Source organism: Sphingobacterium sp. DR205, assembly GCF_011064245.1.
GTDB classification, from domain to species: domain Bacteria; phylum Bacteroidota; class Bacteroidia; order Sphingobacteriales; family Sphingobacteriaceae; genus Sphingobacterium; species Sphingobacterium athyrii.
On sequence record NZ_CP049333.1, the window covers coordinates 1,937,307 to 1,953,554 of the forward strand.

Here is a 16,248-nt window from a genome sequence, read left to right on the forward strand (position 1 = left end):
TAAGTTTGTAGTATAGCGCGTATATCATGCATTCTTTTTATTTCTATTGTTTATTTGTCAGTTCGTTGATCAGTAGCTCCCTCCTTGGGCAATCACTGGATCAGCCTTCTTTTCGGAATATTTCGTTGGGAACGAATGCAAATACGGTGCATTCCTTTGCGCAGGATAGTTTGGGAATGCTCTGGCTGGGCAGTAATAATGGTCTTTTTAATTACGATGGCTATTCTTTACAGGCGCTCACCGGGGCCAAATCTCCTTTTCAGACCTTTGTCTACTGTATTGCGCTGATAGACGACAAGCGCTTTGCGCTGGGTACCGGACAAGGTGTGCTGCTTTACAATTATCAGCAAGATCGCTTTGAATCTTTTCCGGCAGGTGGGCCTTCGGATGTCAGGGCTTTACTACGCGCGGGTGATAAATTGTGGATAGGTTCGATCGCTGGTTTATACTGCTATGATATCGCGACGCGGCAGCTTGTGGATTATGGCAAATCTGTCGCTAAAAATAAGATCAAAACTGCTGTTTATGCCCTCGATCAGGTCGGGGATAGGCTCTTAATCGGTACGTATAATGGGCTCTTTGAATTGAACCCTGCCAAAAAAGAGGCATTGCCGTTGGTACTCCCTGATTATAGACCGGGAAGCAATCAATTTGTGAATTCGATATTTACCATCAAGGGGTCTACCAAAACTTTTATCGGGACCGAATACGGCCTGTATCTGTATGAAAATAGCTCCTCTACGCTCCGAAAGACCCCGGTGCTTCAGAATCATCCGATCAAGGCAATGGCCTCCAAGGACAAAAGCACTTTACTCGTGGGGACGGATGATGGTCTGTTTAGCTATCAGCTGGATCGGCAGTTGGTCACGCGGATTAAACATGATTCGCGCAATAGAAACTCACTGGCCAACAATATAGTATGGAGTATCTTTAAAGACCGATCGGAAAATATCTGGCTGGGCACCGATCTCGGCTTTTCCTTATGGTCAAACCGTAAGGTGGAAAAAATATTACCCATCTACCAATTGACGTCAAGCAGTGACGGCAACCGTTTTTACAAAATTTCAAAGGACCGCAAGGGATGGTACTGGCTGGGCGGGGATAATGGCTTGATCCGTAGCCATGGATTGGGCGGCCGCGCTTCGGAAAGCTTTTGGTATCGCATGGATGCCAAGGACTATCGTCTGACCCATAATCGTATTCGGGATATTTATGAGGATCGTAGCGGTTTGGTGTGGATTGCTTCTGATGGCGGAGTAAATGTTTTTGATGCCCATAGCCAGCAATTCAGAAACTTTACGATCTTAGACGCCAGTGGGCGAAGAAATGCAAAGTGGGCGTACGATATTCTGGAAGATGAGGCGGATAATCTGTGGATTGCCTCCTACATGGGGGGGATATTTGTCGTCAACCGCAATACGCTATTGGAAACAAAGGGGCCAATCACGGCAAGCAAGAATTTTAGTAAAGCGGACGGGCTTTTGGAAGATTTTGCCAACCAGATCGTCGACAATGGCCGGGGCAAGATGCTGGCCTTATTTTATAATAAGGGTATCAGTAGCATTGATAGGGGCACCGGCAAGATAAGTGAATTGAAAGATAATGCCGGACAGTCCTTTACGCGGGCGACCTTTATGCTGAAAGATAAGCAGCACACGCTATGGATAGGTGAGCACGGCGAGCTAAGACAGATCGGCGCAGAAGGGAAAAGTAAACGGATTCGCTTTGACCCTGTTGGTAGGGGCGAGGTCACAGCCATGGTCGAAGTGGATGACGCTATTTGGGTGGCCACAAATGCTGGGGTCTGGCAGATCAATAAGAAAAGCCTCAAAGCCGAACTGCTGCGCTATGGACAACGGATTTCGTCCATGTATTACGATGCCGAAAGGGCTGAGGTGGTGCTCGGTGGAATTGATGAAGTGGTGTTGCTGCCTGCCCAAAAGGAGCCTGAAGGTATCGGGCGATCAAAAAAGATCGTACTTACTGCAATGTATATCAACAATGAACTTTTCGGTAATTATGGCTATGGCTTACGTTACCGCAATGAAATTACGTTGGATCACGATCAGAACAACCTTAGGCTTGAATTTTCGGACTTGGACTACGGAAATCATCCCGGCTATCGCCTGGCCTATGCCTTTAAAGGTCAAAACGAAACCTGGATCCCCATGGAACGTGGCGATAATAAGGTGCTGCTATCCAATTTAAATTCGGGTAGCTATGATTTACAGTTGGCGAAAGTGGATATTGCTGGCCATGTTGTTTCTGAAATTTATACCTATCATATCCGGATTCGCTATCCTTGGTATGCCTCATATTGGGCTAAGGGCGTTTATATGCTTATCGCAGTCTGCCTGTTGTTTTGGATCGTCAATTTTTTCCGGGTGCGCAATACCTTGAAATGGGAGCGGCGGGAGCGACGGAAGGTGCTCGAATTAACAAAGATGAAAATGGACTTTCTGGCAGCCATATCACATGAGCTGAAAACACCATTGAGCTTAATCCTGGCGCCCGTGAGCCAACTGATGCGGCAGACAAAAAACAGCGATAAAAAGAAACAGCTGGATGGCGTACACCGAAATGCCTTAAAAATCAGTCACCTGATTCAGGAACTCATGACCTTTGATCGGGTGGAGCAGCAGGAAACACCGCTGCAGGGACTGCTTACATCACAGATTGACCTTGTGCCTTATCTCAGGCAGATCACCGAAGACTGGCAGCAGCTCCCTGAGTATACAACCGTCGCCATTCGATTTGATAGTGATTTGGAAAGTTTTTTTGTACAAACGGATGTGGCCAAACTGGGATCGATCGTCAATAACCTGCTTGCGAATGCCTGCAAATACAATCGGCCGGATGGAAGGGTGGATGTTTCCCTGCGGGCAAGGGATACCGACGTGCAATTGGTCGTGGAGGATACCGGAATTGGAATCGCTTTGGATGACCTGCCTTATGTTTTTAGCAAATTCTACCGCTCTTCCTTAAAAGAGGTGAGTGGGGTGCAGGGGACCGGGGTCGGCTTATTCTTGGTCAAAAGCTATTGTGATCAGTTGGGCTGGAACATCGGGATAGCAAGTAATCAGGAGGGAACCAAAGTGACACTTCACTTGAAACTAGCTCGCATAGACGATACGTACAAGGAGGATAACCCTAAGGTAGATGCGGGAAATCGTGATCGGGGCGACAAACCTAAACTGCTGATCGTCGAAGATAATGCCGAACTTGCTGATTTCTTGGTAAACGCTTTACAAACGACGTATGATTGCAGCATTGTAGGGGACGGCCGTCAGGCGCTGCACTTGATCGATGGACATACTTTTATGCCCGATATTGTCATCACGGATGCCATGATGCCCAATATGGGTGGAATTGAAATGGTCAGAAAGCTTCGCCAAAATACGGCTACAGCAACAATACCGATCATCCTGCTGACGGCACAGCATGATGACCTGATCCAGCGCGAATGGGTGACGGCCGGAGTAGATGCTTATATGACCAAACCCTTTGATTTGGAAATCCTCCAGATGCAATTGCTCCAGCTATTGGACAGAAAAGAAAAACTCGTAACGCAATTGCGTATCGACGAAATCAGCAAACCAGCGGAGCCTCTCGCTGTGCAATCGCCAGATGAAAAGTTCCTGACACAGGTGACACAGCGCATCGAAGAGCATATCGATGATTCTGAGTTTTCGGTTCAGCGCCTCAGCGACCTGACGGATGTGGCCGCCAAACAGCTTTACCGCAAGATCAAACAGCTGACAGGCTATACACCGGTAGAATATATCCGTAGCATCCGCATCAAAAAAGCAGCCCTGTTGCTGCAGCAAAAAAAGTTTACCGTGGCTGAAGTCATGTATATGGTCGGTTTCTCCAATGCTTCGTATTTCTCAAAATGCTTTCAGTCGGAATTTGGTATGCCGCCAAAGTCTTATATGGATAGTTTTAAGTAAGTTGTTGATATTTAGTTTGTTTTGGGTTTTGATCCAAATTGGACAAGCGAAAAATGTCTAATTTGTGTTGTTCTTTGTCCGATTTGTAGCTTTAAAAGATCGTATGGATTGGTAGGTTTGCAATAGTAATAACCAGAAAATTATAAATCGATACAATCCATGCGTGTAATTATTTTATGCTGCTTTGCTCTTTTGGGGTATATTAAATCCTATGCACAGATTAAGGTCAACAAAAAGGTGCCAACGGTATTTGTCGACCCTCAGGGTGTGATGCGTTGGTCTGATACCAAAGCGGAGGCATCCTTTTATGGTGTCAACTATACCGTCCCTTTTGCCCATGCTTACCGTGCGCTGCGCGAAAAGGGGATTGACCATAAGCAGGCCATTGACCGTGATGTTTACCATTTTGCGCGTTTGGGATATAATGCTTATCGCATCCATATCTGGGATGTTGAAATCTCGGATAAAAATGGAAACCTGATCAGTAATGAGCACCTGGACCTGCTGGACTATTTATTTTTTAAGCTCCAGCAAAAAGGGATCCGTATCCTGATTACGGGCATGACCAATTTTGGTAACGGTTATCCGGAACGGAATGAAAATACGGATGCATTCACCTACCACTATGACAAATGCCAGGTGCATGCCCACCCTGATGCTATAGCTGCTCAGGAGCGGTATATCGGACAATTGCTGCGCCATGTCAATCCTTATACTGGTCAGTCCTATTTGGAGGATCCGTACGTCATTGGCTTCGAGATCAATAATGAACCTTGTCACATGGGGGCTGTGCAGACCACCTCGGCCTACATTGCGCGCATGGTTGCGGCGATGAAGAAAAGTGGAAATAAAAAGCCGATCTTTTACAATGTAAGCCATAACATGGAACATGTTTCGGCTTACTTCAATGCCGATATCCAGGGCACCACCTACCAATGGTATCCTGTCGGGCTGGTGGCCGGGCGGCAACGCCAAGGCAATTTTCTGCCCTATATCGATCAATATGCCATTCCATTTTCAAACCTGAAAGGATTTGCCAGTAAAGCCAAGGCGGTCTATGAGTATGATCCTGCGGATAACCTCTACAGCTATATGCATCCCGCGATGAGCCGTACCTTCCGTTCGGCTGGATTTCAATGGATCACCCAGTTTGCTTACGATCCAATGGACATCGCAGCTTATAATACCGAATATCAGACACATTATCTCAATTTGGCCTACACTCCTGCAAAAGCGATCAGTACGATGATTGCTGCCGAAGTGGCTTATCATATACCAAGAAACCAAAAATTTCCGCCCTATCCCCAAAATACGGCGTTTGGCAATTTCCTGGTCAGTTATGAACAGGATCTCTCGCTGATGAATGCGCCCGACAAGTTTTTTTATAGCAATGATACTAAGGTCAAGCCGGTACATCCGCAAAAGCTACAGCATATTGCTGGCCGGGGTTCTTCTCCTGTTGTAAACTACGCGGGCTCGGGGGCTTATTTTTTGGACCGTCTGGAAGATGGACTATGGCGTTTGGAAGTGATGCCGGATGCCGAAAAAATTGCGGATCCCTTTGCCAAGCCCTCGCTCAACCGTGAGGTCGTGCATATCTTATACCGGCCGCAAGAGATCGCTATCCGGATCCCTGATTTGGGCGAGCGCTTTACGGTGCAGCCACTTTTGGGCCAGCATGACGCCACAAAGGCCATTGTTGTAGATGCAACGACCTTTGTCGCCCAGCCTGGCGTTTATCTCTTAAAACGTAAGGATCTACAGCTGCATACGAGCTGGACTGCATCCTCAATATGGAAAAATGGGCGCCTGGACGACTATTATGCACCGAAGACCGAACCGCTGAAGCAGCCGATCTTGATCCATCAGCAACCGGAAGTATTGGAAAAAGTCCGCTCGGCAAAATTGCAGTTCCGCCTGGTATATGAGCAACAGCCTGACTCGATCATATTACAGACGGATCAGGTCTCGTTTTGGAAAGATAATAATCCCTACATCAAACTGGTCGCCAAAGACCAGGATACCTATGAAGCAGAAATACCGGCATCCTGGTTATCAGGAAATGAATTGAAATATACCGCTACGGTATTCGTCGGTGGGAAACAAGTGACCTACCCGGACAATCGTGCCGGTGCTCCGCTCGATTGGGATTATAGCGTCAAACGGTATTGGACGGTTGGATTGTACGAACAGCATGCCCGGATTCCATTGTTCGAATCGCTTGGCAAGGCATCTTCTTTCGAGAGTTTTGCGATCCCCGAAACGGCTCATATGACTTCGGTGCGGCAACAGCAGGAGCTGGGACAGATCCCTGTTTGGACGTATACGTTCCGGGCGAAGGATGCCGGAGCTCAATATTTTTGGGTAAAGGATATTAAAGCAGTGGCGCAGGGAAGGCCTGCGGGACTAGGTGCTGCCAGACAGCTTTGTCTTCTATTAAAGTATACGGGACAAGGGGCTGTACTCAAAGCAGGTTTTGTGACAAAAAATGGTTATACCTATGTGAAAGATATTAGGCTTGGTTCGTCAGAAACAACGGTTCGTATCCAGCTGGCGGATCTACAGCTCGTGCCTACGGCCTTGTTGCCTGCACCTTATCCCGTCTTTCTTGAACGGTTTTTTAAACCGGCAGTTCCCGCGGAGTTTGACAGCATGGATATCGAAAAGCTGATCGTATCGGGACAGCAGATGGAGGGGCAATCTTTATCCATTGGGGCTGTATGGCTGGAGTAGCCGGACAATAAACTGCAGCGGTCGTACGACCTGGCGGGCCATCAACGATCTGGTTGTAGTAGCCGGCTGGAATATTTGTAGCCGCAGGCAGCGCCATTATAAGGGGAATAACGTGAAATAGAAACAATTATAAACGAATATAAATCTAAATAAAATGAAGGGTTTTGCATTTAAATCAAGTTTATTGGGCTTGTCATTGCTATCCTGTCTTGGGGAAACGCAGCTACAAGCAGCAACGGGTGCAGAGAGCAGGTGGATAGGGTTGATGCAACAACAGGATATCCGCGGTGTGGTACGTAATGAGCAAGGACAAGGGATGGCGGGCGTGACGGTTTTGGTAGCTGGAACTACGGTGGGTACCTCCACGGCAAGTGACGGTTCGTACCGCATTGCTTTACCTAAAGGGAAATCGCAGCTGCTATTTTCCATGGTGGGCTATAGCAGCCAGACCTTGACAGTGGCGGGTACGACGCTGAACGTTAACATGCTGCCGGCCGGAAATGTTTTGGAAGAACTGGTGGTGGTGGGCTACGGCAGTACAACTAAAAAGGACCTGACTGGTGCGGTCAATACCGTCGGGAGTAAGGATTTTAATGGCGGACTGGTGGGCTCTCCCGAGCAGCTGATCAATGGTAAAACGGCTGGCGTGCAGGTGATGTCCAACAGTGGTTCGCCTTCTTCTGGCAGTACCATACGGATCCGCGGTGGTGCTTCATTAAGCGCTAGCAATGATCCATTGATCGTGTTGGACGGGGTCCCCTTGGAGACGGGTGGAATTAGTGGCAACAGCGGCAATTTTCTGAGTTTGATCAACCCCAATGATATCGAAAGCATGACGGTGCTCAAAGATGCATCTTCTACAGCGATCTATGGATCGCGTGCCTCAAACGGTGTTTTGTTGATCACGACAAAAAAAGGAAAGGGCGATGCACTCCGGCTGTCTTTTTCGTCTATTGTATCCATGCAGCAGGCCCAGGGCGTAGCGGATATGATGTCGCGCGATGAGTTTGCCGAGCTGATCAATAGCAAGGGAACAGCGGCACAGAAGGCTTTACTGGGCAATAGTTCGACCGATTGGTTGTCTGAGGTATTTCAGCAGGCCATGGGTACGGATAATAACCTGAGTTTACAGGGAAAGATGGGGAAGGTCCTGCCTTTTCGTGCCTCGGTGGGGTATTATAACCAGCAGGGTACCTTGCGGACGGACAAAACGGAACGGATGACCGGCGCATTGGTTGTTAACCCTACATTTTTCAATAAATACTTGACCGTAAACCTGAATGTTAAAGCTGCACGGAACAACAACAGTTTTGCCAATACCGACGCCATATGGTCTGCTGTGGCTTTTAATCCCACACAACCGATCTACTCGGGAGTGGATGCTTATGGGGGCTATTATGAGAGCCTGGATAATGCTGGACTGCCGGCGACAGGGGCCAACCTCAATCCGCTGGGGCTACTCAAGCAGGAGAAACACCGCAGTACGGTCAATCGAGCTGTAGGTAACCTTGACCTGGACTATAAATTACATATGCTGCCGGAATTAAAAGCTCACGTAACTTTGGGATATGACTATGCCAAAGGAAATGGGTCCAACCTGATCCCGGCAAGTGCGGCCAATAATTTCACAATCGGTGGTGCTTTTGACCGCTATGAGCAGACGCTCAAAAATAGGTTGTTTACCGGCTATTTAAATTACAATAAATTCTTTTCGGACATCAAGAGTACAATCGATGTGACCGCGGGCCATGATTATCAATATTGGAGCGCTAAGCGGCCGCCGATCGTGTACTATAATGAGGCTGGCGATAATATACGCTCTACGGCAATTGCATCGGACGAGCGCCATACCTTGATCTCCTGGTATGGTCGGATCAACTATAACTACGACAGCCGTTATTTGCTGACGGCCACCATTCGAAAGGATGGAACCTCGCGCTTCAGTCCCGAAAACCGCTGGGGGACATTTCCCTCGGTCGCTTTGGCCTGGCGCCTTTCACAGGAGTCGTTCATGAAAGGAATCTCCTTCCTGGACGATCTAAAACTTCGGGCCAGCTATGGAGTGACCGGACAGCAGGAGGGCATAGGGAATTACGAATATCTGCCGGTCTATAATTTGGGAACGGCTTATGCGCAATACCGCTTTGGCGATCAGTACCATCTGGTGTACCGCCCGTCGGTGTATAACCGGGATCTACGCTGGGAAACGACCAAGGCTTTTAACTATGGTTTGGATTTTGCCCTGTGGAAGAATAGGATTTCGGGCTCGGTTGAGTACTACACGAGAAAAACACATGACTTGCTGGCCAATGTCCCAGTGGCTGCAGGAACAAACTTTGACCAGAATGCTACCATTAATGTGGGCAATGTGGAAAGCCGCGGATTTGAATTCCAATTGAATACAGTCCCGGTAGAAAAGGATAATCTGCGTTGGGAAGTTAATTTCAATGCGACCAACCAGCATACAAAAGTGACCAATATTGCATTGGTTCAGGATGCGAATGCTGTGGGGACCTATGTAGGTCCGAATGTCAGTGGCCGGGGAATTCAAATCCTGACGACTGGCTATCAGCCTAATATGTTCTATGTCTATAAACAGTTATATAATGAAGCGGGCAAACCCCTGGAAGGTGTTTATGCTGACCTGAATGGGGATGGAGCCATCAATGAAAAAGATCTGTACCGCTATCAGTCTCCGGCTGCAAAATGGCTGTTTGGCTTCAATACGCAATTGACCTATAAAAAATGGACTGCAGCAACGACCCTGCGGGCAAATGTCGGAAACTATGTGTTTAACAATACAAAAATGAACCTGAGTGCCTGGGAGACGTTGCAATATGTGGACCCGGCGATTAATAACTTACATCGTGACTATTTCAATACTGGTTTTCAAACGAGGCAATATTATTCGGATTACTATGTCGAAAACGCATCCTTCCTCCGCATGGAAAACCTTTCGGTGAACTACAATTTTGGCAAGGTCGGCAAGATCTCGAGCCTACGCGTGGGTGCGGTGGCACAGAATGTCTTTATTGTGAGCAACTACAGTGGAATGGACCCTGAGGTTCCGAGTGGATTTGACAGTTCATTCTATCCACGCTCGCGGACGTTTTCGTTAAGCCTCAATTTGGATTTTTAAGCGATACCTGAAACATAGATAAATAGTTGAAAAACAAATGAAAAGGATGAAAAAGATAAGAACATATTGTTTTGGATTGCTGAGCATGATTTTGCTGCTGCAGTCCTGCACAAAAGACTTGAACCAATACCCTACGGTGGAGACGACCTCGGAGTCGGTATACACCTCGGTGGATGGTTACCGGGCTGTGCTTGCCAAATTATACGGCTCGTTTGCCGTTGCGGGCAATGGCCGTGGGGATGCCGATCCGGATATGGCGAGTAGCACCGCATCCTGGGGCTACCTTCGGGTGTACTTTAACCTACAGGAGGTACCCACGGATGAGGTGATCTATACCTGGGCTGGTGGAGACAACATGACCGATATCCAGTATATGACCTGGGGTGCTTCGGATACATGGGTTAATGCGATGTATTACCGGATTTACTATACGGTAGCGATCTGCAACGAGTTTTTACGGAATGCAACAGCGGAAAAATTAGCAGCCTTCAGCTCGACCGAACAGGCTCAAATCGCTGCCTTTGCCGCCGAAGCGCGTTTTCTGCGTGCATTGGCTTATAGTCATGCCATGGATCTGTATGGAAATGTTCCTTTTGTAACAGAAAAGGATCCGGTAGCGGCATTTTTTCCGCCCAGGATGACAAGGGGCGAGCTCTTCGCATTTATTGAAAAAGAATTGACCGAAGTAGCTACGCTGCTACCTGAAGCTCGCCAGAATGAATACGGACGTGTGAGCCGTGCTGCGGCATGGTCTTTATTGGCTAAGAATTATTTGAATGCGCAAGTCTACACGGGCACTGCGCGCTATGCGGACTGCCTAAATTATGCCAAGAAAGTAATCGATGGCGGATACGCGCTACATTCCAATTACAAGCAGCTGTTTAATGCAGACAATGATAAACGTACAAATGAGATCATTTTTCCGATTCAGGCTGATGTGGCGCATACGACGACCTGGGGTGCCACCACTTATCTGGTCAATGGCCCGATTGTAGGCAACATGAAAGCATCAGATTATGGTGTGCTGTCGGGCTGGAACAGTTTCCGCACCTTACGTGAATTTGTCGCCTTATTTCAGGCGCAAGATAAAAGGGGGGATTTTTGGAAAAATGGGCAGTCACTGGATGTCGAAGACCCGGGGGCGTCAAGCCAGGGCTATGGCATAGTTAAGTTTACAAATTTGAACGATGATGGCAGCTATAAAACGGATGAAGGATTGGTGAGCACTGATTTCCCGATGATCCGCCTGGCTGATGTCTATCTGATGTATGCCGAGGCGGTATTGCGTGGCGGTGGTGGCAGTGTACAGGAAGCCATTACGCTGGTCAACCGTCTTCGTGAACGGGCCTACGGAAATGGTACTGGATCAATTGATCAGGCGCAGCTGACACTGGATTTTATCCTGGCGGAACGGGGCCGGGAATTGTTCTGGGAGTGCACGCGCCGTACAGACCTGATTCGGTTTGGACGATTTACCGGCAACGCGTACCTCTGGCAATGGAAAGGCGGTGAAATAAATGGCCGCAGTGTGGATGCTAAATTTAACCTGTATCCAATTCCGACGACTGATATGAGCGCAAACCCCAATCTGGTACAAAATCCGGGCTATTAATGGTTGAATTTGGTTAACGACACAGGAATAGGCTAACATGGGATATTCCATATGGCCTTTTAACGATAAATATTGACACATGAAACAATTGACACTCTATATCTTGGCATTGCTCTTTGTGGCCTGTAAAAAGGAAGGCGGAATGCCTGCCATCACTGGCATCAGGCCAGCTGTATTGCACAGCAGCACGCAGGAGCTTACCTTAAAGGCCACGGACCGAAAAGCCGTCGCACTGCAACTTGTATGGGATGAGGCGATCTTGCAGAGTGATGCGGCAATGGCGCAATCGGCACTGAAAAATAAGATTGAGATTGCTGCTGATGCTTCTTTTTCAACCCTCGCGAAAAGCATTGAACAGGAGGCTAGTGCAATCAGTTATACCCATGAGCAGCTAAACAGTCTTGTATCAGGTATGGGATTTGTACCCGGCGAGAAAAAAGCGCTTTATGTCCGCATTGCCTCGCGACTGGGAGCCAATACGGATTGGCTTTATAGCAACGTGGTCTCCATTGCGGTTACCGCCTATGCACCCATCCAGGATGCTGCTTATCTCTATCTGGCGAATAAGGAGCTAAACCAATTTTCTTGGAAATTGTGTTCGCGCAAAGAAGATGGGGTTTACGATGGATTTGTACGGCTCGACCAATGGTATAATTTTTATTTCACAAACGAAGAAAGTGCAAATGCTTCGCTGATCTATGGGTCCTATCCACTAGACGGTAGCCAATATATCCTATATAGTGGGGCAGACCGTTGGAACTGCTGGACGAGCCTGGGCGGCTACCTGTACCTAACGGCTGACATCAATAAGATGAGCTGGAAGGAAACCTCCGTGGAGTCGCTGGCTGTGACCGGTGATTTTAATGGTTGGAGCGCCACGGCCACTCCGATGGCTTATGATCAGGCGGCAAAGGTATGGAAAGCAACAATTACAACCACGGCAGCCGAACAATGGGGCATTAAAGTATTGATCAACGGCAGCTGGACCTGGTTTTTTGGTGCAGCGGAAGGTGAGGGTAACTGTGCATTATACACGGCCGATGGAAGTGGATTTGCCTACGATAAGGTGGGTACGCATACCCTGATCCTTGATCTGACTGATCCAAAGCAATTCAAATATCATGTGGAGTAGTCATTTTAGGCTATAACACACTATAAAAAAAGATTTAATGAAAGTACTAAAAATAGGGATGGCATTAGGCTTAATAGGTTTGTATTTTGGCCTGTCAAGTTGCAGCGACAAGGATAATCTTGTGCCAGCCGAAAATACAACGCATTTGGCCAAAGGAGCGGATGTCAGCTGGATGACGGAAATGGAGGCTGCCGGAGTGCAGTTTTTTAACGCCGGGGGTGCTGCGGTGGACGGGCTCAAGCTACTGCATGGATTTGGAATGGATGCGGTACGCCTGCGGGTATGGGTAGATCCCGAACGGGGCTGGTGTAATCAACATGATGTATTGGTCAAAGCACGTCGGGCGCATCATTTGGGGATGCGTGTAATGGTAGATTTCCATTACAGCGATACCTGGGCGGATCCGGGGCAGCAAACAAAACCTGCTGCCTGGAAAGGCTTAGCATTTGATGGCTTAAAGAAAGCCGTAAGTGACCATACCACTGCGGTATTGCAATTGCTGAAGGACAATGGTATCGAGCCGGAATGGGTACAGGTGGGTAATGAAACCGGAGATGGGATGCTGTGGGAGGAGGGTAGAGCTTCGGTCAGCATGGCTAACTATGCTGCTTTGAACAATGCGGGCTACGATGCGGTGAAAGCTGTTTTTCCAGCGGCTAAAGTCATCATACACCTCCATAATGGCTATGACAATGCGCTGTTCCGCTGGATGTTTGATGGGCTGAAAAATAACGAGGGAAAATGGGATGTGATCGGGATGTCACTGTATCCAACAAAAGATAATTGGAAAGAACGTAATACTGCCTGTGTCGGCAATATCAAGGATATGATCGCACGGTACAACACGCAGGTAATGATCTGCGAGGTGGGCATGAGCTGGGATGAGGCGGATACGGCCGAAAGCTGGCTCAACGATCTTTTCAGTGCGGTGGAGGCAATTCCCGAGCAAAACGTGCTGGGCATATTTTACTGGGAGCCCCTGGCACACAATGGCTGGAATGGTTATACCTTGGGCGCCTTGGATAACAATGGACGACCGACAAAGGCATTGAATGCATTTAAATAATAGTATATTTATACGCTTAAAATAGCGAATGATTAGCTTAAACGACAGACGACAAACACCTGAATGATGAAATTACTGCATGCTACTTACTTTCTGTTCCTTTTGTTCTTCTTTATTCCGACAACATCACAAGGACAGCTGACCCGAAACTCTTTTTTACTGGAGAAAAACTGGCGTTTTTTTCAGGGTGAGGTCGATCGGGGCGAGTCCACTGCACTGAATGATGCGGCCTGGCAATCTGTTACCGTGCCGCATGACTGGGCTATTTATGGGCCTTTTGACCGTGCACATGATTTGCAGGATGTGGCCGTAACACAGAATGGGGAGAAGAAGGCTTCCGTAAAGACGGGCCGAACAGGTGGTTTGCCGTATGTCGGTGTGGGCTGGTATCGCAATCAGTTCGATATTCCTCAATTTGACGCCAACAGAAAACGTGTGGTCCTGAAATTTGATGGCGCCATGAGTGAGGCTCGGGTTTATGTCAATGGAAAAGAAGCCTGCTTCTGGCCGTACGGCTATAATGCTTTTCATTGTGATGTGACGGAGCTGTTGCATGCCGATGGAATGAACAACAAGCTTGCTGTGCGCTTGGAAAATAAAGCGCAGTCCTCGCGCTGGTATCCGGGAGCGGGCCTCTACCGCAACGTCCATGTGATCGTTACCGAAAAGGTGCATGTGCCGGTCTGGGGCACTTATATAACGACGCCCTTTGTGTCGGATAGCATGGCTTCGGTGAAACTCGAAACTAATCTGAAAAATGCCGATGGCAAATTGGTGCGGATGGTGACTGCCATCACCGACGCGAAGGGGCGTGTGGTGGCGCAGAAGGAAAATCAACAGAAAATAAACTATGGCAAGCCTTTCGTACAAAATTTTGAGGTGACGAACCCTGCGCTATGGAGCCCAGAACATCCCAATCTGTATCAGGCATCAACGCAAGTATATGTCGATGGCAAATTGACGGATAATTTTGAAACCCGCTTTGGTATTCGGGAAGTCCGTATCATTGCGGATAAGGGATTTATGCTAAACGGTAAAATTCGAAAATTTCAGGGGGTATGCAATCATCATGACCTTGGTCCCTTGGGAGCTGCAATCAATGTCTCGGCCTTGCGCTACCAGTTGGAGTTGCTCAAAGATATGGGCTGTGATGCCATTCGTACGGCGCACAATATGCCCGCTCCGGAGTTAGTGGCGCTCTGCGATGAATTGGGCCTGATGATGATGATCGAGCCTTTTGACGAGTGGGATATTGCCAAATGCAAGAATGGTTACCATCGCTTTTTTGGGGAATGGGCAGAACGCGACATGGTCAATATGATCCATCATTTTAGAAACAATCCTTCGGTGGTGATGTGGAGCATCGGAAATGAAGTGCCGACGCAGTGTAGTGCCGAAGGGTATAAGGTTGCTTCATTTTTGCAGGATATCTGCCATCGTGAAGATCCTACGCGGCCTGTTACCTGCGGGATGGACCAAGTGACCTGTGTACTGGAAAATGGTTTTGCCAGTCTGCTGGACGTCCCGGGCCTCAACTACCGTACCCATCGTTATGAAGAAGCTTATGCCAAATTGCCACAAAACCTTGTGCTGGGTTCGGAAACGGCCTCAACGGTGAGTTCCCGTGGTGTATATAAATTTCCGGTCGTGAAAAAGGGAGACATGCTGTATCCCGATCATCAGTCTTCTTCCTATGATATGGAACATTGTTCCTGGTCAAACTTGCCGGATGAGGATTTTGCATTGGCCGAAGACCATCATTGGACCATGGGGCAATTTGTCTGGACCGGTTTTGATTACCTCGGCGAACCATCGCCTTACGATACGGATGCCTGGCCCAACCACAGCTCAATGTTTGGTATTATTGATCTGGCGAGCATACCCAAGGACCGCTACTACCTCTACCGGAGCCTTTGGAATAAAAATGAACATACCTTGCACATACTGCCACATTGGACATGGCCTGATCGTGTGGGGCAACAAACTCCGGTATTCGTTTATACGGATTATCCAAGTGCCGAACTATTTATCAACGGTAAGAGCCAGGGGGTACAACGCAAAAGCAAAGCATCACGCGAAGAACGTTACCGCTTGATGTGGATGAATACGGTTTACGAGCCCGGAGAAATCAAAGTGGTGGCCTACGATGAAAATGGAAAAGCCGCAGATGAGAAGATTGTACGGACAGCTGGAAAACCGTATCAGATAAAAATGGAGACTGTGCACGGTACTCTTGCTGCAGATGGACGCGCATTGGCTTATATTCGCGTCAAAGCGGTAGATAAAGATGGGAATTTGTGCCCCCATGCAGACGGGCTGGTACAGTTTGAGGTAAAAGGAGCCGGTACATTCAAGGCCTTGGCCAATGGCGATCCGACCAACCTCGAGGCTTTTCATAAGCCACAGATGCACTTGTTTAACGGGCAGCTTACTCTGATCGTGCAGGCCGCCGAAGATGCCGGCAAGATTCAGGTACAGGCGCAAAGCAGAGGCCTAAAAAAAGATGTATTGTTTGTTAATGCCGTTTCTGCGCCTTAAAGGCTGGACTTTATACTTGCTTAGGATTATTAGGCTAAAGGTGGCGGACAATGGCAATTGCTGTTGGCCTGGTATCGT

General features: G+C 48.1%; 7 protein-coding genes. All 7 read left to right on the forward strand.

The genetic code is table 11. The features are described from left to right. Positions 1-26 precede the first annotated feature (26 nt). Positions 27-3,950 carry an ATP-binding protein gene (locus tag G6053_RS08175; RefSeq protein WP_165306127.1) on the forward strand — a complete coding sequence of 1,308 codons (3,924 nt, stop codon included), beginning with the start codon at positions 27-29 and terminating at the stop codon, positions 3,948-3,950. Between the two features lie 159 nt (positions 3,951-4,109). Then, positions 4,110-6,683, forward strand: a complete 2,574-nt coding sequence (locus G6053_RS08180; RefSeq protein WP_206531893.1) for a hypothetical protein — start codon at positions 4,110-4,112, stop codon at positions 6,681-6,683. A 154-nt stretch (positions 6,684-6,837) separates the two neighbouring features. Then, the gene (locus tag G6053_RS08185) at positions 6,838-9,822 is read left to right on the forward strand and encodes a SusC/RagA family TonB-linked outer membrane protein (RefSeq protein WP_165306128.1); all 2,985 of its coding nucleotides are present in this window, start codon (positions 6,838-6,840) and stop codon (positions 9,820-9,822) included. Positions 9,823-9,868: 46 nt separating this feature from the next. Further along, positions 9,869-11,434, forward strand: a complete 1,566-nt coding sequence (locus G6053_RS08190; protein ID WP_165306129.1) for a RagB/SusD family nutrient uptake outer membrane protein — start codon at positions 9,869-9,871, stop codon at positions 11,432-11,434. Positions 11,435-11,513: 79 nt separating this feature from the next. Beyond that, positions 11,514-12,566, forward strand: a complete 1,053-nt coding sequence (locus G6053_RS08195) for a DUF5111 domain-containing protein (RefSeq protein ID WP_165306130.1) — start codon at positions 11,514-11,516, stop codon at positions 12,564-12,566. Positions 12,567-12,603: 37 nt separating this feature from the next. Then, positions 12,604-13,632 carry a glycosyl hydrolase 53 family protein gene (locus tag G6053_RS08200; protein WP_165306131.1) on the forward strand — a complete coding sequence of 343 codons (1,029 nt, stop codon included), beginning with the start codon at positions 12,604-12,606 and terminating at the stop codon, positions 13,630-13,632. A gap of 63 nt (positions 13,633-13,695) precedes the next feature. Beyond that, positions 13,696-16,170, forward strand: a complete 2,475-nt coding sequence (locus G6053_RS08205) for a DUF4982 domain-containing protein (RefSeq protein WP_165306132.1) — start codon at positions 13,696-13,698, stop codon at positions 16,168-16,170. The last annotated feature ends 78 nt before the right edge of the window (positions 16,171-16,248 follow it).